25 protein-coding genes are annotated in these 23,703 nt (G+C 45.1%); 11 read left to right on the forward strand and 14 right to left on the reverse strand.

The window, feature by feature from the left end:
- The first annotated feature begins 69 nt into the window (after positions 1 to 69).
- On the forward strand, positions 70 to 207 hold the full coding sequence (locus FNC98_RS16760) for a hypothetical protein (protein WP_185968035.1): 138 nt from the start codon (positions 70 to 72) through the stop codon (positions 205 to 207).
- A gap of 46 nt (positions 208 to 253) precedes the next feature.
- Here FNC98_RS16760 and FNC98_RS02320 read toward each other — a convergent pair whose 3' ends face one another.
- Positions 254 to 1,207, reverse strand: coding sequence for a 1-aminocyclopropane-1-carboxylate deaminase/D-cysteine desulfhydrase (locus FNC98_RS02320; RefSeq protein ID WP_260680414.1), 954 nt, complete (start codon positions 1,205 to 1,207; stop codon positions 254 to 256).
- Between the two features lie 455 nt (positions 1,208 to 1,662).
- Here FNC98_RS02320 and FNC98_RS02325 point away from each other — a divergent pair, with 455 nt between their 5' ends.
- The 9 genes from FNC98_RS02325 (at position 1,663) to FNC98_RS02365 (ending at position 13,037) form a co-directional block, all read left to right on the forward strand.
- Entirely contained in the window at positions 1,663 to 2,706 is a 1,044-nt protein-coding gene (locus FNC98_RS02325) for a rod shape-determining protein (RefSeq protein WP_136734061.1), read from the forward strand.
- Between the two features lie 34 nt (positions 2,707 to 2,740).
- The gene (mreC, locus tag FNC98_RS02330; protein ID WP_143579747.1) at positions 2,741 to 3,631 is read left to right on the forward strand and encodes a rod shape-determining protein MreC; all 891 of its coding nucleotides are present in this window, start codon (positions 2,741 to 2,743) and stop codon (positions 3,629 to 3,631) included.
- Positions 3,628 to 4,110, forward strand: a complete 483-nt coding sequence (mreD, locus tag FNC98_RS02335) for a rod shape-determining protein MreD (protein ID WP_143579748.1) — start codon at positions 3,628 to 3,630, stop codon at positions 4,108 to 4,110. Before mreC ends, mreD begins: the two co-directional genes overlap by 4 nt.
- Before the next feature lie 8 nt (positions 4,111 to 4,118).
- Positions 4,119 to 4,676, forward strand: coding sequence for a Maf family protein (locus FNC98_RS02340; protein WP_143579749.1), 558 nt, complete (start codon positions 4,119 to 4,121; stop codon positions 4,674 to 4,676).
- 17 nt (positions 4,677 to 4,693) lie between these two features.
- Entirely contained in the window at positions 4,694 to 6,160 is a 1,467-nt protein-coding gene (gene rng / locus FNC98_RS02345) for a ribonuclease G (RefSeq protein WP_143579750.1), read from the forward strand.
- Between the two features lie 8 nt (positions 6,161 to 6,168).
- The gene (locus FNC98_RS02350; RefSeq protein WP_185968036.1) at positions 6,169 to 10,098 is read left to right on the forward strand and encodes a YhdP family protein; all 3,930 of its coding nucleotides are present in this window, start codon (positions 6,169 to 6,171) and stop codon (positions 10,096 to 10,098) included.
- A gap of 2 nt (positions 10,099 to 10,100) precedes the next feature.
- Positions 10,101 to 10,949 (forward strand): carbon-nitrogen hydrolase family protein, encoded by an 849-nt coding sequence (locus tag FNC98_RS02355; RefSeq protein ID WP_143579752.1) that lies wholly within the window; start codon positions 10,101 to 10,103, stop codon positions 10,947 to 10,949.
- A 136-nt stretch (positions 10,950 to 11,085) separates the two neighbouring features.
- Positions 11,086 to 12,525 carry a metalloprotease TldD gene (gene tldD, locus FNC98_RS02360; protein ID WP_143579753.1) on the forward strand — a complete coding sequence of 480 codons (1,440 nt, stop codon included), beginning with the start codon at positions 11,086 to 11,088 and terminating at the stop codon, positions 12,523 to 12,525.
- Between the two features lie 182 nt (positions 12,526 to 12,707).
- A complete protein-coding gene (locus tag FNC98_RS02365; protein WP_143579754.1) occupies positions 12,708 to 13,037 on the forward strand; it encodes a hypothetical protein in 330 nt (109 codons plus the stop codon).
- Position 13,038: 1 nt separating this feature from the next.
- Here the strand turns inward: FNC98_RS02365 and yjgA are convergent, their stop codons facing one another.
- A complete protein-coding gene (gene yjgA / locus FNC98_RS02370) occupies positions 13,039 to 13,563 on the reverse strand; it encodes a ribosome biogenesis factor YjgA (RefSeq protein ID WP_143579755.1) in 525 nt (174 codons plus the stop codon).
- Positions 13,564 to 13,688: 125 nt separating this feature from the next.
- On the opposite strand from yjgA, the gene pmbA reads away from it, so the two are divergent.
- Positions 13,689 to 15,032, forward strand: a complete 1,344-nt coding sequence (gene pmbA, locus FNC98_RS02375) for a metalloprotease PmbA (RefSeq protein ID WP_143579756.1) — start codon at positions 13,689 to 13,691, stop codon at positions 15,030 to 15,032.
- Between the two features lie 3 nt (positions 15,033 to 15,035).
- On the opposite strand, the gene FNC98_RS02380 is transcribed toward pmbA, so the two are convergent.
- From FNC98_RS02380 to FNC98_RS02435, 12 genes are all read right to left on the reverse strand, one after another.
- Positions 15,036 to 15,299, reverse strand: coding sequence for a hypothetical protein (locus FNC98_RS02380; RefSeq protein WP_143579757.1), 264 nt, complete (start codon positions 15,297 to 15,299; stop codon positions 15,036 to 15,038).
- 35 nt (positions 15,300 to 15,334) lie between these two features.
- Positions 15,335 to 16,696, reverse strand: a complete 1,362-nt coding sequence (gene mgtE, locus FNC98_RS02385; RefSeq protein ID WP_143579758.1) for a magnesium transporter — start codon at positions 16,694 to 16,696, stop codon at positions 15,335 to 15,337.
- A 146-nt stretch (positions 16,697 to 16,842) separates the two neighbouring features.
- A complete protein-coding gene (locus FNC98_RS02390; RefSeq protein WP_143579759.1) occupies positions 16,843 to 17,118 on the reverse strand; it encodes an HPr family phosphocarrier protein in 276 nt (91 codons plus the stop codon).
- Positions 17,115 to 17,963 carry an RNase adapter RapZ gene (rapZ, locus tag FNC98_RS02395; RefSeq protein ID WP_143579760.1) on the reverse strand — a complete coding sequence of 283 codons (849 nt, stop codon included), beginning with the start codon at positions 17,961 to 17,963 and terminating at the stop codon, positions 17,115 to 17,117. The genes FNC98_RS02390 and rapZ overlap by 4 nt, the downstream gene beginning before the upstream one ends.
- 10 nt (positions 17,964 to 17,973) lie before the next feature.
- Positions 17,974 to 18,429 (reverse strand): PTS IIA-like nitrogen regulatory protein PtsN, encoded by a 456-nt coding sequence (gene ptsN / locus FNC98_RS02400; RefSeq protein WP_143579761.1) that lies wholly within the window; start codon positions 18,427 to 18,429, stop codon positions 17,974 to 17,976.
- Between the two features lie 12 nt (positions 18,430 to 18,441).
- Positions 18,442 to 18,729: a ribosome hibernation promoting factor gene (gene hpf, locus FNC98_RS02405; protein ID WP_143579762.1), complete on the reverse strand. Its 288-nt coding sequence runs from the start codon at positions 18,727 to 18,729 to the stop codon at positions 18,442 to 18,444.
- 29 nt (positions 18,730 to 18,758) lie between these two features.
- Entirely contained in the window at positions 18,759 to 20,228 is a 1,470-nt protein-coding gene (locus FNC98_RS02410) for an RNA polymerase factor sigma-54 (RefSeq protein ID WP_143579763.1), read from the reverse strand.
- A gap of 52 nt (positions 20,229 to 20,280) precedes the next feature.
- On the reverse strand, positions 20,281 to 21,009 hold the full coding sequence (lptB, locus tag FNC98_RS02415) for an LPS export ABC transporter ATP-binding protein (protein WP_260680415.1): 729 nt from the start codon (positions 21,007 to 21,009) through the stop codon (positions 20,281 to 20,283).
- Between the two features lies 1 nt (position 21,010).
- Entirely contained in the window at positions 21,011 to 21,628 is a 618-nt protein-coding gene (lptA, locus tag FNC98_RS02420) for a lipopolysaccharide transport periplasmic protein LptA (protein ID WP_260680416.1), read from the reverse strand.
- Complete coding sequence (gene lptC / locus FNC98_RS02425; protein ID WP_143579765.1) at positions 21,594 to 22,154, reverse strand: LPS export ABC transporter periplasmic protein LptC; 561 nt, start codon at positions 22,152 to 22,154, stop codon at positions 21,594 to 21,596. The genes lptA and lptC overlap by 35 nt, the downstream gene beginning before the upstream one ends.
- On the reverse strand, positions 22,151 to 22,711 hold the full coding sequence (gene kdsC / locus FNC98_RS02430) for a 3-deoxy-manno-octulosonate-8-phosphatase KdsC (RefSeq protein ID WP_143579766.1): 561 nt from the start codon (positions 22,709 to 22,711) through the stop codon (positions 22,151 to 22,153). Before kdsC ends, lptC begins: the two co-directional genes overlap by 4 nt.
- 2 nt (positions 22,712 to 22,713) lie before the next feature.
- Positions 22,714 to 23,688, reverse strand: a complete 975-nt coding sequence (locus FNC98_RS02435; RefSeq protein WP_143579767.1) for a KpsF/GutQ family sugar-phosphate isomerase — start codon at positions 23,686 to 23,688, stop codon at positions 22,714 to 22,716.
- Positions 23,689 to 23,703 lie beyond the last annotated feature (15 nt).

Here is a 23,703-nt window from a genome sequence, read left to right on the forward strand (position 1 = left end):
GCCGGCTTTTTTTATACATGGATGTATTTATCCTCACGAGCCATGGATGGTGATAGTGAGGGTTTATACATGGATGTATTTCGTCGAGATATTGTCATCCATGATATCTCGACATTCCGTAAATCCCTTTACATTTCCTTACGAGCCATGAATGGTTACCTACAAGGATGTTGGTATATCGATTGTGTCGGTCGTACAGGGAAGTAACCTATTAGAGCAATGTGTGGAGCAATTGCCGAGGACTAACCCTCGACTAATCTGCCGCAGGCAATTCAGGAATCGGCCATTGCTTGCCATCAATCAATCCGCGTTCAGCCATTCCGCCAAGGCCCTGCAAGCCTCCTGTGTGCAGTAAAACAATGCGACTGCCAGGGGGAAACTTATCGTTTCGTAGCAAATCCAAAAAGCCGAGCATCATTTTTCCGGAATAAACCGGCTCAAGAGGGATATTTAACTGATCTTTTAGCTCAATCATTTGCTGTAAATGCTGGGGTTTAAATTTGCCATAACCGCCACAGTGATAGTCGTTTCGAATTTCCCATTTTGCACCAGTAACCTTGTCACCAATTAACTCAGTTACCTGATCATTGAGATAACCATCTTGTTTTAAGGCACTGATGCCAATTATCGTTTTCTTGTTGTCAGCAGCGTTAATAAGGCCGGCAATAGTGCCACCGCTGCCAACCGGGCAAAGCAGATATTGGTAGTCTACCTGATCTGCCAATTCTCTAATGATGTTACCAACGCCATTGAGCGCAAGATCATTACTGCCTCCCTCTGGGATAATCACCGCATTTGGGAAACGCTGCTGCAACTGCGCAACATATTCAGCATCATCTCTGAGGCGATAAGTTTTACGGTCGACAAACTCCAGTTCCATCCCCCAGTGCCTGGCCCAGCGCAGCGTATAGTTATCGGCGTAATGTGATTCACCCCGAATGATGCCCGTGGTCTTAATCCCAAATTGCATACCAACGTAAGCCAGAGCATGTATATGGTTAGAATATGCACCACCAAAACTTATGATGCGTTTTATATTGTTGTCTTTACAGTGTTCGACATTAGCGACTAATTTGCGCCATTTATTGCCTGAAAGGACAGGGTGGATTAAATCATCCCGTTTTATCCAGACCTTAATGGATTTTTGTTCCAGCAAAGGATGCGAAAGAGTCTGAATCGGCGAAGGCAATGTCAGATCGAATGACACAATTACACACTTTTATTGATGGGCATATTGTTATTGTACCCAAAATAATCGTCAGTGCGCCAACACAGTAGGTTAATGTTGTGCGATTGAAATTTAAACAGCTTGTGAACAGGGCACTCTGTTTAATCTGGCCTCTCAGAAAACCGCAATGAGATATGGTTTAGATAAAGAAATTTGTTTCCAGGGCAACTTTTTATTAACTTTTTGGTCATAAAAAACGGCGCTAAACCTAGTCTAACAAACTGAAATTTAAGAGCTTGTTTTGTGTTCCGAAAAAAAATGCAAAATTTTACTTATTTTTTCAAATTTAGGCGATACATACTGATTTTACTGGGGTATGATTAGGCCAATTAATTACTCACTCAAGAACCCCCATTCTTGGTTGTACACACCCACGGCAAGTCCAGGTTGTGGGTTGCAAAAATACCTTGTGGTATCGAGAGGAAAATACGACCATGTTTAAATATTTACGTGGCATGTTCTCTAATGATCTATCTATCGATCTGGGAACCGCTAATACACTTATTTACGTAAAAGATCAGGGCATTGTCCTTGACGAACCATCGGTTGTCGCTATCCGTCAGGAGCGCGCTGGTGGTCAGAAAAGCGTTGCCGCCGTAGGTACCGCTGCAAAACAAATGTTAGGTCGTACACCTGGCAACATTGAAGCGATTCGTCCGATGAAAGACGGCGTAATTGCCAACTTCTTTGTGACCGAGAAAATGCTTCAGCATTTCATCAAGCAGGTTCACTCAAATAACTTACTTCGTCCAAGCCCACGTGTATTGGTATGTGTTCCTTGTGGTTCTACTCAGGTTGAACGTCGTGCGATTAAAGAGTCAGCATTGGGTGCTGGCGCACGTGACGTGTACTTGATTGATGAGCCAATGGCAGCGGCAATCGGTGCTGATATGCCAGTATCTGCAGCAACTGGTTCTATGGTTGTCGATATCGGTGGTGGTACAACCGAAGTGGGTATCATTTCTCTAAATGGTTTGGTTTATTCGTCGTCGGTTCGTATTGGCGGTGACAAGTTTGATGAAGCCATCATTAACTACGTTCGTCGTAATTTCGGTAGCCTTATCGGTGAAGCTACTGCTGAGCGCATCAAGCATGAAATTGGTTCTGCCTATCCGGGTGAAGAGCTGGTTGAAATTGAGGTTCGTGGTCGCAATCTGGCAGAAGGTGTACCGCGCAGCTTTACCTTGAACAGCAATGAAATTCTTGAAGCCTTGCAAGAGCCTCTTACAGGTATCGTTAGTGCGATTATGGTTGCCCTTGAACAGTCTCCACCAGAACTAGCCTCAGATATTTCTGAACGCGGTATGGTATTGACTGGTGGTGGTGCTTTATTGAAAGATCTTGACCGCCTGTTGGCCGAAGAAACCGGTATCCCGGTTATCGTTGCTGAAGATCCATTGACCTGTGTGGCTCGAGGTGGTGGTAAAGCTTTAGAAATGATCGATATGCATGGTGGTGATATATTCTCTGATGAATAGTCACATTTCTCGACATTAAGGAAGAGAAATAACCATGAATCCAATTTTTGTTGAAGGGTTTTCCAGCCATCGACGCATGTTCTTAGCTCTGGTTCTGTCCGGAGCTTTTATGTATTGCGATCACGAGCTGGAGAGTTTCGAAGTGGCCAGGGGGTTTATGCAGTCCCTGGTTAGCCCTTTGCAATATCTTGCCAACGCACCTAAGCAGTTTCTGGACTCCACTGCTGAAAATCTGGTGAGTCGCAAGCAACTGATGACCGAAAATCAACGTTATCAGGTAAACGAACTCAAGTTAAAAGAAAAGTTGTTGCAGATGGATATTCTCAAGCAGGAGAACGATCGTCTTCGCAATCTTTTAGCATCACCAGTTCGTCAGGACTACAAAAAAATGGTCGCGGAAATACTCGCCGTTGACTCAGATCCATATTCCCATCAGGTAGTAATTAATCGGGGGTTGGAAGATGGACTCTATGAAGGACAACCTGTGGTTGATGACCATGGTGTTGCTGGTCAAATTCTTCATGTCGGAGTGAATAACTCCCGGGTTCTGCTACTTACCGATATTTCCCATGCAATCCCTTTGCGCATTCATCGCAATGGAATTCGCCTGATTGGTAAAGGTACCGGTAGTGTAAATGTCATGGAAGTCATTCATGTGCCTTTATCGACAGACATCCAAGAAGGTGATTTGTTGGTGACTTCAGGACTTGGCGGTAAATTCCCTGAGGGCTATCCGGTTGCAAATGTTACCAAAATTAGTGCTAACAGTTTCCGGGAGTTCGCCGAAGTCACTATTAAACCTCTGGTACAAATTGATCGTTTGCGCTATTTATTGCTGCTTTGGCCAGATATGCCAAATCAACAGGTATCTCCGAATTCTCCCGATAAAGAAGCAAATGAGAAAAGCCAGGAAGGTCAGGGATGAAGGCAAAACATAATACCAAGGTGATTTATATCACCATCTTTATCTCATTAATTTTTTCAATTATTCCTTTACCGATAGCTGTCGACGCCTACCGTCCAAACTGGGCGCTGTTGGTGCTGTGTTACTGGTCGATGGCTTTGCCTAATCGAGTCAGTGTATTGACGGCTTGGTTCGTAGGCCTGCTCCTCGATGTACTGCTTGGTAGTGTTCTTGGAATCAATGCATTTGCGCTTGCGGTAGTGGTTTATGTGATGGTCAATAATTATCAGACCATTAGAAACTTTTCTCTTTGGCAACAATCGCTTATCATCGGATTATTAACCGCTTTTTATCATTTGATTATTTTCTGGGTACAGCGGTTTGTATTCGGCGTTGATTTTTCCATGACCTACCTGATACCGGTTATAACCAGTGCCAGTCTTTGGTGGGTGATATTTCTACTGTTACGGAAAATACGACGACAGTTTAAGGTTCGTTAGGCCCCGATATGTTATATCTCGCTTCAAAATCGCCAAGGCGACAGGAGCTATTAAGTCAACTCGGTGTAGAATTTCAACTGATTGACGGTTCAGTGGAAGAGTTTCCTGTTGTCGGAGAAACACCAGAGCAATATGTGGTTCGTCTGGCTCGGGAAAAGTCTGCTGCAGGTCAGAAAAATCTCGATTCATCAGCATTGGTGTTGGGCTCAGATACCATAGTGGTGGTCGATGATACGGTGCTCGAAAAGCCCCAGGATTATGACGATTTTAGACGCATGTTTATACGATTATCTGGCAACCGTCACCGGGTACTAACCGCGGTTGCGGTTCGTTGCGCTGAACGCCTCGAGGAAGTGTTAGTCGAATCCAGTGTGTATTTTCGGTCAATCGATGAGCAAGAAATGCTAGCCTATTGGCAAACCACTGAGCCTTGCGACAAAGCCGGCGGCTATGCAATTCAGGGTATTGGTGGCAAATTCGTAACCCGCATTGATGGCAGCTATTCTGCAATAGTTGGCCTACCCTTATACGAGACCGAACAAGTATTAAATCGCTTTTTAAAATAAAGGATACCGATAAGTCGATGAGTGGCGAGCTTCTGATAAACGTTACCCCAAGTGAAACTCGTGTTGCCCTGATAGAAAATGGCACCTTGCAGGAAGTGCACATTGAACGTAATGGTAAACGCGGCATTGTCGGTAACATCTATCTGGGTAAAATCATTCGTGTACTACCTGGTATGCAGGCGGCATTTGTCGATATAAACCTTGATAAAGCCGCATTTCTCCACGCCAGTGATATCCGCACCCGCCTCATAACTGCTGACAGAACCGAGAAAGACGATAGCGAAAAAGATATCCGAAGCTTAGTTCACGAAGGCCAGTATCTGATGGTACAAGTGGTAAAAGATCCGCTTGGCACTAAAGGCGCCCGACTCACAACTGACATCACCATTGCCTCGCGTTACCTGGTTATGATGCCAAACGCTAGTCATGCCGGCGTTTCCCAGCGTATTGACGGCGAACAGGAACGAGCACGCTTAAAATCTATTGTTACCCCATATTGTGATGAACAAAGTGGCTTTATTGTCCGCACTGCGGCAGAGGGCGCGGGGGATGAAGAAGTTCGACACGATGCCGAATTTTTGCGAAGAGTCTGGAAAAAAGTTGCTGAGCGAAAGCAACGTAAACAAACCAAACTGCCTCTTTACCAGGATCTTGACCTCGCGGTTCGGGTTATTCGTGATTTTGTCGGTGGCGGCCTGGAGCGAATTCGGGTTGACTCAAAACTAAGCTTCGAAGAAATCAAAGAATTTACCCAGGAATTTGTGCCCGAAATGTCGCCAATCATTGAGTATTACCCGGGGGAAAGGCCTATTTTCGATTTATTCGATGTTGAAAATGAAATACAGCGAGCCTTACAGCGTAAAGTCGAACTCAAGTCCGGTGGGTATCTGATCATCGATCAGACCGAAGCTATGACCACTATCGACATAAATACCGGCGCATTTGTTGGTCACCGTAACCTCGAACAAACCATTTTCAATACCAACATAGAAGCCACTCAGGCGATCGCCCGGCAATTAAGACTGAGAAACCTCGGCGGTATCATCATTGTTGATTTTATAGATATGACTAATAATGAGCATCAAAAACGGGTATTGAACAGTTTGGAATTAGCCATGTCTAAAGACAAGGTGAAGTATTCTGTAAGCGGCTTTTCGTCTCTCGGGTTAGTGGAAATGACCCGAAAGCGTACACGTGAAAGTCTCGAGCACGTATTGTGCTCACAATGCCCGGTTTGTGATGGCCGCGGCAATATGAAGACGGTAGAAACGGTCTGTTTTGAAATATTACGGGAAATTGTTCGGGTAAACCGTGCCTATGATGCCGACAAGTTTATTGTTTATGCATCTCCCGCAGTGAGTGAATCTCTCAACGAAGATGAATACCATCATTTGGCAGAACTAGAGGTATTTGTCGGCAAACAGATCAAAGTGCAGGCAGAGGCTATGTACAACCAGGAACAATTTGATGTGGTGATGATGTAGTGAAAGGCGTGAAGCGATGGCTTAACATCTGGCTCAACCGCCTCTACAAAACCTTGGCGGTGTTGCTCGTGCTGTTCGCAGTGCTGTTTTCAGCTGCACGTTTGTTTCTGCCTTATGCTCACACCTACAAAGCCAGCCTTGAAGATTACGTCAATGAACTGTATGACGGCGAAATCACCATAGGGGAACTTTCAGCAGGCTGGAAAAATTTTGGACCGGCGTTGGTCGTTAAAGATGTGACGGTATCTCAAGAACAGGCATTGGATCTGCAGATTCAACAAATCGATGTTTCTTTGGATATTATAAATAGTGCTCAACAGCGTGCATTCATCGCCAAAAACTTTCATCTGATCGGTGCTCAGTTAACAGTAAATCCGCAACAACTTATTCAGCAACAAAACAAACAGTCGAACACGGATGTACAATCTATTGTCGATATATTCCTGCAGAAAACTCGCCGCTTTACGGTTGAGGACAGCTTCTTTGTCGTCGACAAAGGCGAGCAACAGCACACGTTTGAAATTGCGCAGATGGCCTGGCTCAATGAGGGTAAGCGCCATCGCGGAGTCGGTAATATTCACTTGCAGGGACTAGCTGATAATTCCGCCAAATTACTCATAGATTTGCGCTCTGGCACCGAACAGGGGCTTGCTGGAAAAATGTATCTGCAGGCTTCAAATCTTAATATCACGCCATTTTTGGATACCTTTTTAGGTGAACGGGGTAACGAGTTAGCATCTAACATTAACTTCCAATCCTGGTTTGAAGTTTCTCAGGGACTGGTAACTTCGATGCGTCTCAAGCTTGGCGAGAATTCACTGCAATGGGAGCAAGGTGAACAACCTTTAGATCTTCGCCTGACTCAAGGGCAAATCGATTGGCAACGTATCGGTCAGGGTAATAATTTTCGGTTACAGTCTTCACCACTGCAATTAACCCTCAACAATCAGCCATTGTCACCGTTGCGTCTGTCGATCTTGCAGGATAAAGGTATTCGCCATACCTATGTACCAAGAATTTCGGTCTCAGAGTGGTCACAAATCCTGCCAGTAACGGAAGGCCTGTTTGAACAATATGAGCTTGTCTCACAACTGCAGCTTAAAGGCGACGTAGCACAACTGCATGTGCAGCAGCGCCCCAGATACCAACTCGCGTCAATGAAAATGCAAGACTTTAGCTGGAAAAATGTGGGTGCCATACCGGGCATCGAAAACTTCCACGGCACTGTGACTCGCGTTAATAATAAGATTTTTGCCAGCGTAACCAGTAGTGACAGCGAACTAGATTTTGGCGAGCACTTTGCAAGGCCAATACCGGTCACCGAGCTGAATGCCAACGTCAGAGTAAATTACGGAAAAGGCTTTTGGCGTCTCGAGGCGGATAAGATAAATCTCGATTCTGATGAGTTGTCTGTTGATGGTCAGATGAAACTCGCCAGTCCGAAAAATGCGCCAATGAATATGGCGCTTGCCGTAAAAGTCACTGATGGCGATGTTAGCCGGGCGAAATATTATCTACCGCTCAAGAAGATGTCACCGGCGCTGGTAGCGTATCTGAACCAGTCAATTTTTTATGGCAACCTCACTGAAGCTAAGGTGTTGTTCAATGGCGATCTGCAGGACTTTCCATTTACCGATAAATCCGGTGTATTCGTTGTCGATGCACAAATAGAGCAGAGTAAATACCAGTTCCACAAAGATTGGCCGGCGATTGAAAATTTAAAAGCTAATCTGAATTTCACCAATAACTCGATGATGATTACCGCCCATGATGGCCGGTTAAAGGGGATCCCAACTCGTAACGTAAAAGTTGGTATACCTGAATTAAAAAGCGCTGCAGGTATGCTTACGGTGAGAACTCCGGTCTCTACTAATGGTGAACGTTTAAAAGCCTTGATGCTGGACAGCCCATTGCAAGAGAGTGTTGGCGAAACGCTGACATTTATTAATCCCCAAGGTGATGTCTCTGGTTGGTTTTCTCTGGATTTGCCGCTTACTGATACGAGTAAAGCGGTTGCCAAAGGTGACGTAAACTTCACGAATTTATCGGCTAGCCTTAATGCGCCAGCGATGCAGTTTAATAACATCAGTGGAAAACTAAGCTTTGAAAACTCAGCGATAAAAGCTACCGGCCTGAATATGCTTTGGCGTAACCTGCCACTTAACATGAACGTGGATGGTCGCATAGAAGATAACTTCTATCAGGTGGATTTAGACCTGGCCGGCAATTGGCAGCCGCAGCATTATCAAAATGAGATCCCTGAGCCACTGCAACACTACCTTTCCGGAGGCCTGGATTGGCAGGGGAAACTCGCCCTTTTTATGCCTGAAGAAGGGCAATTTAGCTACAAGCTGGACATTAACTCCGATTTACAAAATGCCGACCTGACCTTACCGAAACCATACCGGAAACCTGAAGGCCAAACTCTGGCATTAAATGCCAAAGCCAGCGGCAGGGTTAGCAACTCAAATATCGAAGTTAATCTGGGTGAAGACCTGAAATTTTTTGGTGAATTACTTCATCAACAGGTCCGATTTAAACGTTCCCACTTAATTCTCGGCCGGGAGAAAATGTTTTTACCGCTTGAAGGCTTTCATATCACCACGGATTTACCACAAATAGAGTTACAACCCTGGTATACCCTGGTCAGTGATATTTTAGAGAGTATTCCCAGCACTGCCGGCGAGTCTTCGGCACCAAGCTTTATTCAGGCTCCAGAGCGGATTCGTGGCAGCATCGCGCAATTGCAGCTGTTAGATCAGGATTTAAATGATGTATCGTTTAATTTGGTTGATAAAGAAGCGTGGTGGCTACTGCAGCTAAATTCTGATGAGGCTCGCAGCCGGGTTAAATTTCATCACGATTTTGCCCGCCAGGGAATTGAGATTGATGCGGATTTCATTCACCTGATGGAAGACATTCCTGAAACCGAAGAGCAGCTTGAGCAGGAAATAGTGGAAATAGAAGAAGCGATTTCTGAAGTGGCTTTTCTGCCGGAGGATATGCCAAAAATTCTGTTCAAGTGCGCAAGCTGCAAATATCAAAGTCTTGACCTTGGTAAGGTTAACTTTTCCTTAGTTAAAACAGGAACAAATGTCGCGAAATTAGAGAGCTTTACTGCTTCGCGCAAAGGCTTCAACCTCAACCTGACTGGGCAATGGCTGGTTAATGACGAAGCGAACATTACCGATATACAAGGTAAGTTTACCGCCAAAGATCTCGGTTCGGAAATGGACCGACTGGGTTTTGGCTCGGAAATCCGCGATAGTGGTATCAGTTCTACCTTTAGTTTTAACTGGCAGGGTGGTCCGCAAAATTTTGAGCTTGAAAGCTTGCATGGCAAGGTAAGTGCTCGTCTTGACGACGGTTATCTCGCGGATGTTGATGACAAAGGAGCGAGATTACTGGCGCTGTTTAGTATCCAGTCTCTGGTTCGTAAACTCACTCTCGATTTTCGCGATGTATTCGCCAAAGGCATGTTCTACAACGATATCAAAGGCGATTTTATTTTAAATAATGGTGTCATCTATACCGATAATCTGCGCATGGATGGCGTAGCCGGTAACGTTACCATCAAAGGTAATACCAACCTTATCGATGAAAGCCTTGATTATCGTATGTCATTTGCACCGAAAGTGACTTCGTCGATTCCAATTATCCTCGCGTTTGCGGTTAACCCGGCGGCAGGACTCGGCGCTATGGTTGTGGATGAAGTCCTGCAGCAATCGGAAGTTATCTCGGTGATAAGCTTTGAACTAACCGGTACCATTGATGAGCCAGTATTTAAAGAACTTGAACGTAAGAGTCGCAGAATCAAAGTCGACGATCGCAAACCCACAACTGAAATTGTATCTCCCGCACCGAGTGTCGGAAAACCGGTTGCATCTCTACCAGAAAATAAACAAAACGTTAAGCAAGAAGGCAAAGGAAAACAATAGCAATGTTGCTTACCGCTATGCAGATGACCTCTGTTCCGGATGTCAGTGAGAATCTCGCGCAAATCGAGCGCTTGTTACAACAGCATCAACAAACCTTTGATACACAATCAGAGCATCTGGTGGTGTTGCCAGAATGTTGTCTGTATTTTGGGGGAAGTGATAAGCAGCAATCTCAGATCGCCGAGCCTCTAAGCGATGCTGCCGATAACTGTATGCAGACTCAATTGGCGGCTTTGGCGCGCCAGTACCAATGTTTTTTACTCGCAGGGTCAGTGCCGGTGAAAAGCCCGTTAGCTAATAAATTTTATGCCAACAGCTTGCTTTACTCACCCGATGGCAAGTTAATTGCCGATTACCAAAAACTGCACCTGTTTGACGTTAATGTTGATGATGGCACCCGGCAATATCGTGAGTCCAATCTGACCGAAGCGGGAACAAAATTGAGCTGCGTCAACATTGCGGGTATTCAGGTTGGCTTGGCAATTTGCTATGACTTACGTTTTCCAGAATTGTTTCGCGCTTATCGGCAACTGGGGGCGAAGGTCATTTGTGTACCGAGCGCGTTTACCCGGGTGACAGGAGAAGCGCACTGGTTTGCCTTATTAAAAGCCAGGGCGATAGAAAATCAGGTTTATATCGTCGCCGCAGCACAACAAGGGGTGCATGCCAATGGTCGGGAAACCTTTGGTCATGCAATGATCGTTGATCCCTGGGGCGAGTGCACTGTGTTTGCAGGAGCAGGAGAGGGCTTCGCGTCACTGCAATTCGATGCTGATTTTCTGGAGACCGTCAGGCGCAATATCCCGGTTAACGAACATAATCGTTTTATCGTCGACCTTAAGTCGGATTGATAACTCAATATAAGCGGGCACCCTTAAGCTGATTTCCTGCACGGTGGTGCTAATTATCTGAGCGAAATGTTGCCAGACAGTGTAAAATAGCCTCTATATTCTTCAATCTCCGAAATTAAGTTTTAATTCGATAATTATGAACCTTGTTGAACAAGAACTATTAGATAGTAGCCAGTTGACTGCAGATGATCTGCAATCAACATTGAGTTTTATTTGTCAAAAGCAGATAGATTACGCCGATCTGTATTTTCAGTCTTCAAATCATGAGTCTTGGGTGCTGGAAGATGGCATTGTTAAAGAAGGTTCTTTTAATATCGAGCGTGGCGTTGGCGTGCGAGCCATTAGCGGTGAAAAAACCGGATTCGCTTATTCCGATGACATAAATCTTAACGCCCTGAACAGAGCCGCAGATGCGGCTCGAGGTATCACTCGAGAGAATCAAAGCTTTACGATAAATGCATTTTCTCAGCAGTCAGTGCATAGTTTTTATAGCGCCCATAACCCACTTGGTAGTCTCAATCAGCAGCAAAAAATTGCCTTGTTACATGATGTCGAAGCCTGTGCCCGACAAACGGATGGGCGGGTAAAACAGGTTATCGTCAGCCTTTCTGGTGTTTACGAGAAAGTTCTCGTTGCCGCCAGCGACGGCACCTATGCCACCGACATTCGCCCGTTGGTGCGCTTAAATTGTTCTGTGTTAGTGGAAGAGAATGGTAAACGTGAGCGCGGAAGTAGTGGTGGCGGTGGTCGATTTGGCTACGATTATTTCTTTGAAGCACAAAATAATGAGCCTCGATTCCATTTCTATGCCAAAGAAGCGGTTCGTCAGGCACTAGTGAATCTCAGCGCTGTTGACGCACCAGCAGGTACATTACCTGTGGTGCTTGGTGCTGGTTGGCCGGGCGTATTACTGCATGAAGCGGTAGGGCACGGTCTTGAAGGAGATTTCAATCGTAAAGGCTCATCGGCATTTTCCGGAAAAGTTGGTGAAAAAGTTGCATCTGAATTATGCACAGTGGTCGACGACGGGACGATGAGCAATCGCCGCGGATCGTTATCGATTGATGATGAAGGAACGCCGGGACAATATAATGTATTAATTCAAGACGGTATTCTTAAAGGCTATATGCAGGATAAGCAAAATGCCCGGTTAATGGGCGTATCGCCAACCGGTAATGGCCGACGTGAATCTTATGCGCATTTGCCCATGCCTCGTATGACCAATACCTATATGCTGAACGGTCCACATAGCAAAGATGATATCATTGCTTCCGTTGAAAAAGGTATTTATGCCCCAAATTTTGCCGGTGGTCAGGTAGACATCACCAGTGGCAAATTCGTGTTTACCACCGCCGAAGCCTATTTAATTGAGAATGGTAAAATCACTTCACCAGTAAAAGGCGCAACATTAATTGGCTCGGGTCCTGAAGCCATGCAGAAAGTAAGTATGGTCGCCGATGACTTAGCCTTGGATCATGGTGTTGGCGTATGTGGTAAAGATGGTCAAAGTGTACCGGTAGGGGTTGGTCAGCCGACCTTAAAGGTCGACGAGTTGACCGTAGGTGGCACCAGTTAACAGTGTTTGCTTTTTAAACTAATTTCCGAGCACTGGCGCCTCTATAGAATTAGCCAGCTAACAGCGATTTTACTTTCCCGCCGAGGGAGCAAGTTAGCGTTGTCATTTTTCCTTAAACACGTTAAGGTTGAATATTGAGCAAATGGAAGTAGTCTCAAGGTTTTGCAAACAGGGAAGTAGGCATGAACAAATTTCTGCTTGGCCTGCTGGTAGTATCGGCTTTAGCATTATATAAATTAGACATCATATTCGCATCGTCAGAACCCGAATTTCAGCGATCTTCGGATTCTGTGCTTGGTGATGCCATGGCAGGCGTGGAACGCTTGTGTCTTAGCGTTGCCGGTGGGCATTCAGACAGTGTTGATTATTACAACTGTCTCGATACTGCTTATGCTTTTGAAGATATCTGTAAACAACGTATCCTGTCGCAAATTCCTGAAAAACTAACATCACCGCATGCAGTAAGCGAGAATCAGACTCGTATGCAAAGCTGTGTCATACCTGGCAGTTAATTTAAATCGAAACATTCTCCGACAGATATTTGTACAACTCCTTAAAGCTTTTGCCGGGCTTTCCTGTTTTTACCTCTTTCGCCGCCTGCCTTGTCAGTTGTCGCAAGCGTTGGCGTTCGAAGCCTTGGTTTTCTGCCAACAATTCTTCGATGATATCATTGCCACCGTTAATTAAATCCTCACGGATTTTTTCCAGTTTGGAAACTTTAATAAGTTCCTGGGCATGTTTGTTGGTGATTTTATCGTAAGCCGTTTTGACTTCTTCGAAATTGTCGCTGTATAACTGTTTAGCGATAAACTGAATGTTACGATGAAAGGCATCATGTTTGTTGCGGATTTTATCGGCGATTACCAGAGCTTCGCGAACTTCTTCATTTAGCGGCAACAAATCGCGTTGCTTATTGTTTAACTTAGTTATCTTTACCGAAAATTCCTGCAATTCTTTCATGTCTCGCTTTAATTCAGATTTGCTGACGTAGATGATTTCCTCATCTTGTTGGTCGTCGATATCGTGTTTTTTGCTCATTGATGACTGCTTATAAATAAGTAATGGCAAAATTATACATCATTACCCTGACTTTATTCATCATCAAGGTGATGTCTATGTTAAGCTTGCATCAAAGAATGTGGATTATTTAATTGGATTAAATCATGTCGGAGTCACAAACCCTGACCGAACAAATGCAACTGGTGAAACAACGCCTCGCGGATGTCCTAGATAAAGCCAAAAAATTAGGCGCGGATGCTGCAGAAGCTTCAATGAGTAAGCAACAGGGATTGAGTGTAGCGACCCGGTTTGGTGAAGTAGAAACGGTCGAGTTTACCAATGATGGGGCGTTAGGTATTACCGTGTATCAACAAGGCCGAAAGGGTTCTGCGTCAACGGCAGATTTATCTGATTCGGCTCTTGAACAGGCGGTTCAGGCGGCAATCGAAATTGCTAAATATACATCGGTAGATCCTTGTTCAGGGTTGGCTGATGCCGAGCTTCTGGAATATCAGCCAGCAGATTTAGACCTATACCATCCCCATGCCTTTACATCTGAACAAGCGATTGATATCGCCAAAGAAACCGAAATGACGGCGTTACAATTGGATACAAGGCTGACCAACTCTGACGGCGCTAACTTTGCTAGCTATGAGGGCTTCAAGGTTTATGGTAATACCCATGGACAATTAGTTAGTTATCCGAGCAGCCGCCATTCACTGAGCTGTATGCTGATTGCCAGTGAAGGTGACGAAATGCAGCGAGATTACGCCTACAGTGTAAGTCGTGATTATCAACAATTATGGTCGCCAAAGCGGGTTGGAGAGTTGGCAGCAAAGGAAACACTTAATCGCCTCGGTACCCGAAAGATTGCTACCCAAAAAGTGCCAGTATTATTCCGTGCAGATATAGCCAATGGGTTATTTGGACATTTAATCGCGGCAATCAGTGGCGGCAATTTATATCGTAAATCGTCATTTTTACTGGACGCGCTGGGCGAGGAAGTATTCCCATCGCACCTGAATGTCGTCGAGCGCCCACATATCCTCAAAGGATTGGCGAGTAGCAGCTTTGATTCTGAAGGGGTAAAAACCGCTGATATGGAAATCATCAACGATGGGGTATTACAAAACTTTCTGTTAACCAGTTATTCAGCACGTAAACTACAACGCCAGACCAATGGTCACGCTGGTGGCATCCATAACTGGCAAATATCGGCCAATGGTGGTGATTTTGATGCCATGTTAAAACAATTGGGAACTGGGTTATTGGTTACCGAGCTGATGGGACAAGGGGTGAATATCGTTAATGGTGATTATTCACGAGGTGCTGCTGGATTTTGGGTAGAAAATGGTGGAATTGCCTACCCGGTCGCGGAAGTCACGATCGCCGGAAACCTCAAAGATATGTTCAAAGGCTTGGTGTCAACTGGTAGCGATTTTGATGAGCGAGGCTCAATCAGAACCGGTTCGGTATTAATTGAACAGATGCAGGTATCCGGTCAATAGCGTTTATAGTAATTCAGAAATTACAATAATAAGCCCGGTAAGCAAAAGCAAAGCTAAACCCGAAAAGGTTAGTTTTGCCGGATATCGGGCATCGCGCCAGTGTAATGCGCAATAAACAATGGCTGGAATAATTAAAAAATTCAGCCAGCCAAACACATAGTGCTTTTTACCAAGGGCGTCAATTGCACTGAACAGACCGCCAACGATTAATAACATTAATCCTACTGCGCCCAGGCACAGAATCGTTACTGATAACCACAAAGCCACGTTAACTACTTTCCTTCATTGGCAATAATTGTTTGTTACTGGCCGAGCAACAAGGTTGCTGTGCCAAGAAATGCAAAGATACCGACCACATCAGTGACGGTGGTGAGAATCACACTTCCAGCTAATGCTGGATCGATATTCATTCGTTTTAATAGAATAGGTACACTTACGCCCGCTACCCCGGCAGCCGTCAGGTTCATTAGCATAGCAAAGGCAATGATCCCGCCGAGCATTAAATCCTGTTTCCAAATAGCGACAATGCCGGCTACCAGAATCGCCCAGATTAGACCGTTAAGAAAACCAATCGCCAGCTCTTTGGTAAATATACTGCGGGCGTTGCTGTCACTGATATGGCCGAGTGCCATACCACGAATCACCAGGGTTAACGTCTGTCCACCGGCGACACCGCCCATGCTAGGTACAAGGGTGTTAAGTACTGCGAGAATCGCCATTTGTGCCAATATCCCCTCGAACATTGAAGACACGGCGACAGCCATTAAGGCCGTAACCAGATTGACGCCAAGCCATACAGAACGCTGCCTGGTACTCTTGAAAACCGGTGCAAAGGTATCTGCCTCATCGTCTAGACCGGCCATGCTCAACATCGAGTGTTCGGCGTCCTCACGAATAATATCAATGACATCATCAATGGTGATACGGCCAAGCAAATGACCTTCTTCGTCTAGAACAGGGGCTGAAAACCAATCGTACCGTTCAAACAATGTCGCCACTTCGGTATCGGACATGTTTACCTGCACCGGAACCGTATTGTAGTCGGTGATATCGGCAATGGTTTGCTCCGGGCGAGCTGTCACCAAGTCGGCTAAGGAAACCGAGCCGATAAACTTATCGTTTCTTGATACCACGTAAAAGGAATCTGTCGCTTCTGGTAATTCACCTTTTAAGCGCAGATAACGAAGAATTACGTCAATGGTGACATCCGGGCGCAGGGTAATGGTATCGGTATTCATGATACCGCCGGCGGTATCCTCATCGTAGGATAATGCCTGCTCAACCCGGGCTCGATCCTGGGAATCCATTGAGCGCAAAACTTCCTGATAAACCGCATCGGGTAAGGTGCGTAAAACCTCGGCTAAGTCATCGATGTCCATGCCTTCGGCAACGGCGGCGACCTTTTCCGGGTCCATGCTTTTGAGAATGCCTTTACGAACTTCTTCAGAAAGTTCTTCGAGGATTTCACCGTGTAAATCAGGATCGACTAATTGCCAAAGCAGGTTACGGGATTTTGATGTCGAGGATTCCAGTAACAGAGCAATATCGTAAGGAGGCATAGTCTGAAACATTTTTCGGACGTAAACGAACATACCACTTTGTAGAGCGGTATTGATTTCCAAAAAACGTTGTTGACTAATTTCTTGCTCTGAAGTTTCTGGCATGAATCACCCTGAGCTGCGGTCTAACTTGTTGCTTTTCTGCGCAAAAGCGATCGATTAAAAATCTTAATGATTTTATTTAGTTGGTTAGGGCAAGTGTATCTTATGTTAACGAGATGTTCAGCTATTTTATGGTCGGAGCGGAATTTTTATTCCGGTTCGTCAAAACGATCGCTAAATAGCTGACAAACAGCCTGTAATGCTGCCTCTGCATCGTCACCTTCCGCAGTTACTAATACTTCTTTACCCTGGCTGCCGGTTAGCAGCATTAACGCCATTATCGAGTCGGCCTGAGCGTGTTTATCACCGAGTTGTAAGGTAATCGCAGCGCTAAACTTTTGGGTGAGTTTAGCTAGCTTCGTTGCTGCCCTTGCATGTAAACCCAGCTTGTTAACTATGGTGACTTTCTGCTGATATTTACTCATTTTTCATTGAGATCCCGGTGCCGTATTTGCACATCATTTTCCTGCTTATCAAAATGCTTGGCGAGGGTTTCGGCAATATAAACACTGCGATGCTGTCCACCGGTACAACCGATGGCAATAGTGAGGTAACTGCGGTTGTTACGCTCCAGATGCGGTAACCAGGTCATCAGGAAACTATTGATTTGCCATATGAACTTGGTGACGATCGGTTGACTGGCAAAGAAATCTTTTACTTCCTGATCTGCGCCGGTTTTATGCTTGAGGTCTTGTTCCCAAAATGGGTTAGGCAGGAATCGCCCATCGAAGACAAAATCGGCATCATTAGGTACACCGTTTTTAAAACCAAAGGATTCAAAGACAATAACCATATTTCCGGTCTTTGAACCAAGCACCCGCTCGCGAACAATATCTGCAAGTTGATGGGGGGTAAGCATTGAGGTATCAATATACAGATCGGTGCGTTCGGCGACAGGTTCGAGAAGGGTTTTCTCCATTTCAATCGCCTGATCAAGAGCCATATCTTTCTTGATCAATGGATGTAGGCGGCGGGTTTCGCTATAGCGGCGAATCAATTCATCATCATCGGCGTCGAGATAAAGGACGTTGAGTTCAACGGTATTTGGCAGGTAATTGATAATTTCCCGGGCGTCTTCTGGGTTACTTGGTAAGTTACGCACATCGAGAGACACCGCTACTTTATCGTAATCGTTGATTACCGTATGGGTTAATGCCGGTAACAGGTTTACCGGTATATTATCGACACAGTAATAACCAAGATCTTCAAGTACTCGCAATGCAACGGACTTACCTGAACCTGAACGGCCACTGACGATTAGCAATTTCATTGAAGCTTCCTTAGTCTTCCTGACCCGTGGCTATCTTAAATAATTGCTCGGAGCTTTTACACCGACGCAAGCGCTTAGCATTGCTTTTATCCCCAAGAAAAGCAGCAATGGCTGCCAGGGTTTGCAAATGTTGCTGGCAATGGTCTTCGGGAACGAAAAGCGCAAAGAAAATATCTACAGGTTGGTCGTCAATTGCATCAAACGAAACCGGTTTTTCGGTCGTCACTAAAACGGCAATGATTTGCTGATGCTGCTGTAAGCGCCCATGGGGAATTGCGATACCTTTACCAATACCTGTACTGGACAGCTTTTCCCGGGCAACCAAGGCGTTTAATAATTCTTTTTCCGTGGCATTTTTAAACGCATTTGCCGCGATTCGACTAATTTGTTGTAGCACACCCTTTTTACTGGTTCCCGGTACTGCACACACAGTACAGTCCGGGGATAATAATTGTTCTAATTTCATTGGGTTATATAGTTAATGTTTCGATATTTTTTCTTTGTGTTTAATCACTTGCCGATCGAGTTTGTCGATTAAGCTATCTATCGCGGCATACATATCCTGATGTTCTGAGGAAGCGTGGATTTCGCCACCATTTACATTGACGGTGGCTTCGGCAATTTGCTGGAGTTTTTCGACGGTCAGTACCACATAGACATTATTTATGTGGTCAAAATGTCGCTCTAGCTTTTCAAATTTACTATCCACAAATCCTTTTAAAGAGTCCGTAATCTCAACATGGTGACCTGACAAATTAATTTGCATTTTTCGGCTCCTCAGAACGGTTTTGGCTGTTAAAGTAAGCTCTTCCTCTGATTTGAGGGCGGGATTGCCAAGGATTCCCGATATTTAGCAATAGTTCGACGGGCGACATTAATGCCTTGATCGGCAAGAAGGTCGGCAATTTTACTATCGCTTAGTGGCTTACTTGGTATTTCTGCATCCACCATTTTTTTAATCAGTGCCCTGATCGCAGTGGATGAACATTCGCCGCCATTTTCAGTACTGACATGGCTGGAGAAGAAATATTTTAATTCGAAAATGCCCCGTGGGGTGTGCATGTATTTTTGAGTGGTAACCCGGGAAATGGTTGATTCGTGCATATCAACGGCTTCGGCGATGTCATTCAGGACCATAGGGCGCATGGCCTCTGGACCATATTCAAAAAATGCCTGTTGTTGCTGAACGATACAATTGGAGACTTTCAGCAAGGTATCATTACGTGATTCCAGGCTTTTGATGAACCATTTCGCTTCTTGTAAATGAGAACGAATAAATTGACTATCACTGGAAGATGTTGAGCGGGCAAGGGCTGCATATTGGTTATTGATTGCCAGTTTTGGCGCACTGTCAGCGTTTAGCTCTACCACCCAGCGGCCACCTTTTTTAAACACGCTAACATCTGGGATAACATATTGGTCGTCACTTTCATTAATGACATCACCCGGCCGCGGGTTTAAAGAATGGATTAGACGCATGGTCTCTTTGAGTTGTGGCTCTTTGAGCTTGGTTTTGCGCATGATTTGTCGAAAATCGCGTATCGCCAATAAATCGATATACTTATCGATTAGCATTTTCGCTTCTTCCAGATAAGGGGTATCTTTGGCAAATTGATTCAACTGGATAATCAGGCACTCTGCAATTGAGCGAGCCCCAACACCGATAGGATCAAACATATTGATACGTTTAAGTACCGCCTCAACTTCATCAAGCTCGACCTCATCATTGCCCAGGCTTTCTAATACATCTTCACTGCTGATGGTCAAATAACCTTTATCGTCAATGGCATCAATGATGGCAATGGCGATGGATTTATCGGTTTCAGAAAATGGGGTTAGTTCCATTTGCCACAGCAGGTGGTCTTGAATTGAATCTTTGGTCTCACCCTGAAAAACGTAACTGTCATCTGCAGGCTGGGAACTTGCGGACGAAACCGAGGCACTATAAGAATCTTCCCATTGTGAATCGGTAGGTAATTCTTCAGGGATATTGTCGGTTTTCAGGGCATCACTGGTAGAGATTTCGTCGCCTTCGCCATTGACGTTACTGCTTGCTTCAAGCGAGTCAAGATTATTTGTTTCAGAATTGTCACTGTCAGCATTCAGGCTTGATTCGTCGACTTCCAGCAACGGGTTGCTATCCAGGGCTTCCTGGATTTCCTGTTGCAGGTCAAGCGTCGATAGTTGCAGCAACTTGATCGCTTGCTGCAACTGCGGCGTCATGGTTAAGTGTTGCCCCATTCGGAGCTGGAGACTGGGTCTCATCTGAGTCTACTTACTTCTTCCAATAATCAAAATTTATGTCTTCCGTATTTAACTATAGCGTGAATTTCTCACCTAGATAGACATCGCGTACTTGCTGGTTACTCAATACTTGTTCGGCGTTTCCTTCGGCGATCAATTCGCCGCGACTAACAATATAAGCATGTTCGCAAACATCGAGAGTTTCACGGACGTTATGGTCAGTAATGAGTACACCAATACCGCGTTGCTTTAAGTGCAGAATAATTTTCTTGATATCGCTAACGGAGATAGGGTCGACACCCGCAAAGGGTTCGTCCAGGAGAATAAAGTGCGGGTCAGCCGCTAAAGCTCGCGCAATTTCTACGCGTCTACGTTCCCCGCCAGACAAACTTTGCCCTGTATTATCAATAATATGACCTATATTAAACTCTTCAACCAGGCTTTCCAGTTTTTCTTCACGACCATCATTATCTAAATCTTTTCGAGTCTGTAATATTGCCATGATGTTGTCGCGCACCGAGAGTTTGCGAAAAATTGATGCTTCCTGGGGCAGGTAACCTATACCTTGCCGCGCTCTTTCATGCATCGGCAAAAGTGTCAGGTCTTCCTCATCGAGAGTAACGGAACCGGAATCACTGGGAACCAGACCTACAATCATATAGAACGACGTTGTTTTTCCGGCACCATTTGGACCAAGCAATCCAACCACCTGGCCGGCACTCACCGCGAGGCTCACATCTTTAACCACCTGACGATTTTTATAGGATTTTGCCAGGTGACGGGCTTCTAAACGATTTGCCACGCTATTGCTCCTCACCTGACTCAGTGTTCTGCTGTTGTTCTTCGTTCTGCTCTGGCTGTTGCTGTTCATCTTCAGGTTGTTGTTCGCTACCTGACTTTTGCGGCTCGTCCTTTTTCTCTGGTTGCAAAATGGTGGTCACCGTATCATCAAGACTTTCTGCTGTGAGTTGTTCTGTCACCATGTTGTAGGTAATGATGTCACCTTGAACCATGCTGCCTTCCTGGCTCACTTTAGCATTACCTTTGATAACCAGGGTATTGGTGCTGGGTGTATAGGTAATTTCCTCCGCTTCGATTTCGATCAGTTTGCCGTCATCCAGACGCTGACTAAAGCGGGTTGGTTCACCCTTGGCCTGATAACTTTTATTCTGCGTTTTCGGGTCGTTGACAACCTGAACAACGTCAGCGGTAATGGTAAGGCTACCCTGGGTTATTTTTACATCATCGAGGTACCTAGCGATTTTATTCTTCAAATCGCTGGCCTGACGTTTGGCCTGAATTACCACTTCCTGTTCAAAGTCGGATTGCGCACCGTGTGCTGAAGGCATCAGCACAACAAGGGATAATAACAGGGACCAAAGTGGTTTATTGATTCTTGTAGATGGTTTGTACATGTTCATTTATTGTCATCTTTGTCGTGTCGATATCGACGAACAGTCCGGACCCATACATAGTAAAATCACGACCTTTGATCATGATGGTCTGATCCGAGCTAATAGTATTGTTAATTAAATCTAACTGTAACGCTTTTGAGTGGATTTCTGAAATAAAGTTGTCACCCTGGTCGGCAACCGCTCTGACCCGGCGTTGAAGCAGCAATTCCTGATTGGAGATTAACTTACCTTCAATTGCAGAAATATTCCAAGGTGTCGTGCCATCATTTGGATATAAGGTATAAGAAGGATGCTTAAACAAAGTCTCTTCGCTGTTGGCGTAATGACTCATTTGCTCCGCATAAATGGTATGACTCAGGTTACCATCACTATCAAACTTACTGGTCTGTAAATCATTAGCGATAAAATCGGGCTTTTCTTCATCAGTTGCCAATAGAGCATCAAGCATATTGGCGTTTTGCCATTGCATATATCCGTAAATACCCAGGGCGATCACGAAAATTAATGTTGAAATGGCGTGTGTACGGGTCATTGACTTTTTCCTATCACCGAAGCACTTACCCCTTTTGCCTGGATGATTAAATCACAAAGCTCGCGGACAGCGCCGCACCCACCATTTAAAAAGGTGATGTAGTTAGCGTGCTGACTCACCAGTGGGTGGGCATCGCTAACCGCAACGCCTAGCGCCGCTTCGATAATGCAAGGCATATCTGGAACATCATCACCGATGTATGCGACTTGATCCATGGATACCTTACAGGTTTCCATAATTTTCTTCATCGCCGGAAGCTTATCTTCTTCTCCCTGTACCAGATGTTTTACGCCCAAGTTGGTCATACGATTGGTTACGATATTTGAAGTTCGTCCAGTGATTATAGCAACTTCAACCCCGGCTTTTTGCAATGCTTTGATACCAAACCCGTCTTTGGTATTGAAGCATTTCAGTTCTTCGCCGTCATTACCTAAATAAATGCGTCCATCGGAAAAAACGCCGTCTACATCGCACACCAGCAATTTGATCTTACTGGCAATCTTTAAAATTCTGCTTTCAACCGGTCCATATAAGGTATCGGTTTGCGATCCAGCCATGTTTACAAAACTCCTGCTTTTAAAATATCGTGCATGTTCATTGCACCTGTTGGACGCTGTTGCTCATCGACAATGATTAAGCCATTGATTCTTTTATCTTCCATCATTTTCAACGCCTGAGCGGCAAGCATATCCTGTTTAGCAACAATTGGATTTTTAGTCATTACCTCAACGATGGTATCGGAATGGATGTTTACATCGGTTTCGAGAATACGCCGCAAATCACCATCTGTAAATAAACCAACCAGAACCCCTTCGGAATTTATTATCGCGGTCATGCCCAGACCTTTTTCTGACATTTCCAATAATGCTTCCTTGATACTTGCTTGTTCTCGAACAACCGGTAACCGCTCTTTGGTATGCATGATATCGATTAAGCGTAATAATAACCGTTTCCCTAAACTGCCACCTGGGTGGGATAAGGCGAAATCGTCAGCGCTGAATCCTTTAGCATTTAATAGTGCTACCGCTATAGCATCGCCCATTACTAATGTCGCCGTGGTACTCGAAGTCGGCGCCAATCCGAGCGGACAAGCTTCTTTAGGTACGCTGATACAGATATGCTCGTCTGCAAGGGTTGCCAAAGTTGACGAAGGATTAGACGTCATGGCAATGATATTACAGCCAATACGTTTTAATACCGGCATTATTGCCAGCACTTCATTAGTGCGCCCAGAATTGGAGATCGCCAACACCACGTCGTCACTGGTTATCATCCCCAGGTCACCATGACTGGCTTCACCCGGGTGTACAAAAAATGCCGGAGTGCCTGTGCTCGCCAACGTCGCGGCAATTTTGCCACCAATGTGCCCGGATTTACCCATGCCAATAACGATAACCCGCCCGCGGGTTTTAAAAATCAACTGGCAGGCATTGGCGAAACGCTCGTCAATGTATTGATCCAGGTTAGCAACGGCCTCTTGCTCTATGGCAATGACCTGCTTTGCGAGCTCAATAAATTCGTTATTAGACGTCATATGGATTCCTTATTC

The organism is Thalassotalea sp. PS06, from assembly GCF_007197775.1.
Taxonomy (GTDB): domain Bacteria; phylum Pseudomonadota; class Gammaproteobacteria; order Enterobacterales; family Alteromonadaceae; genus Thalassotalea_A.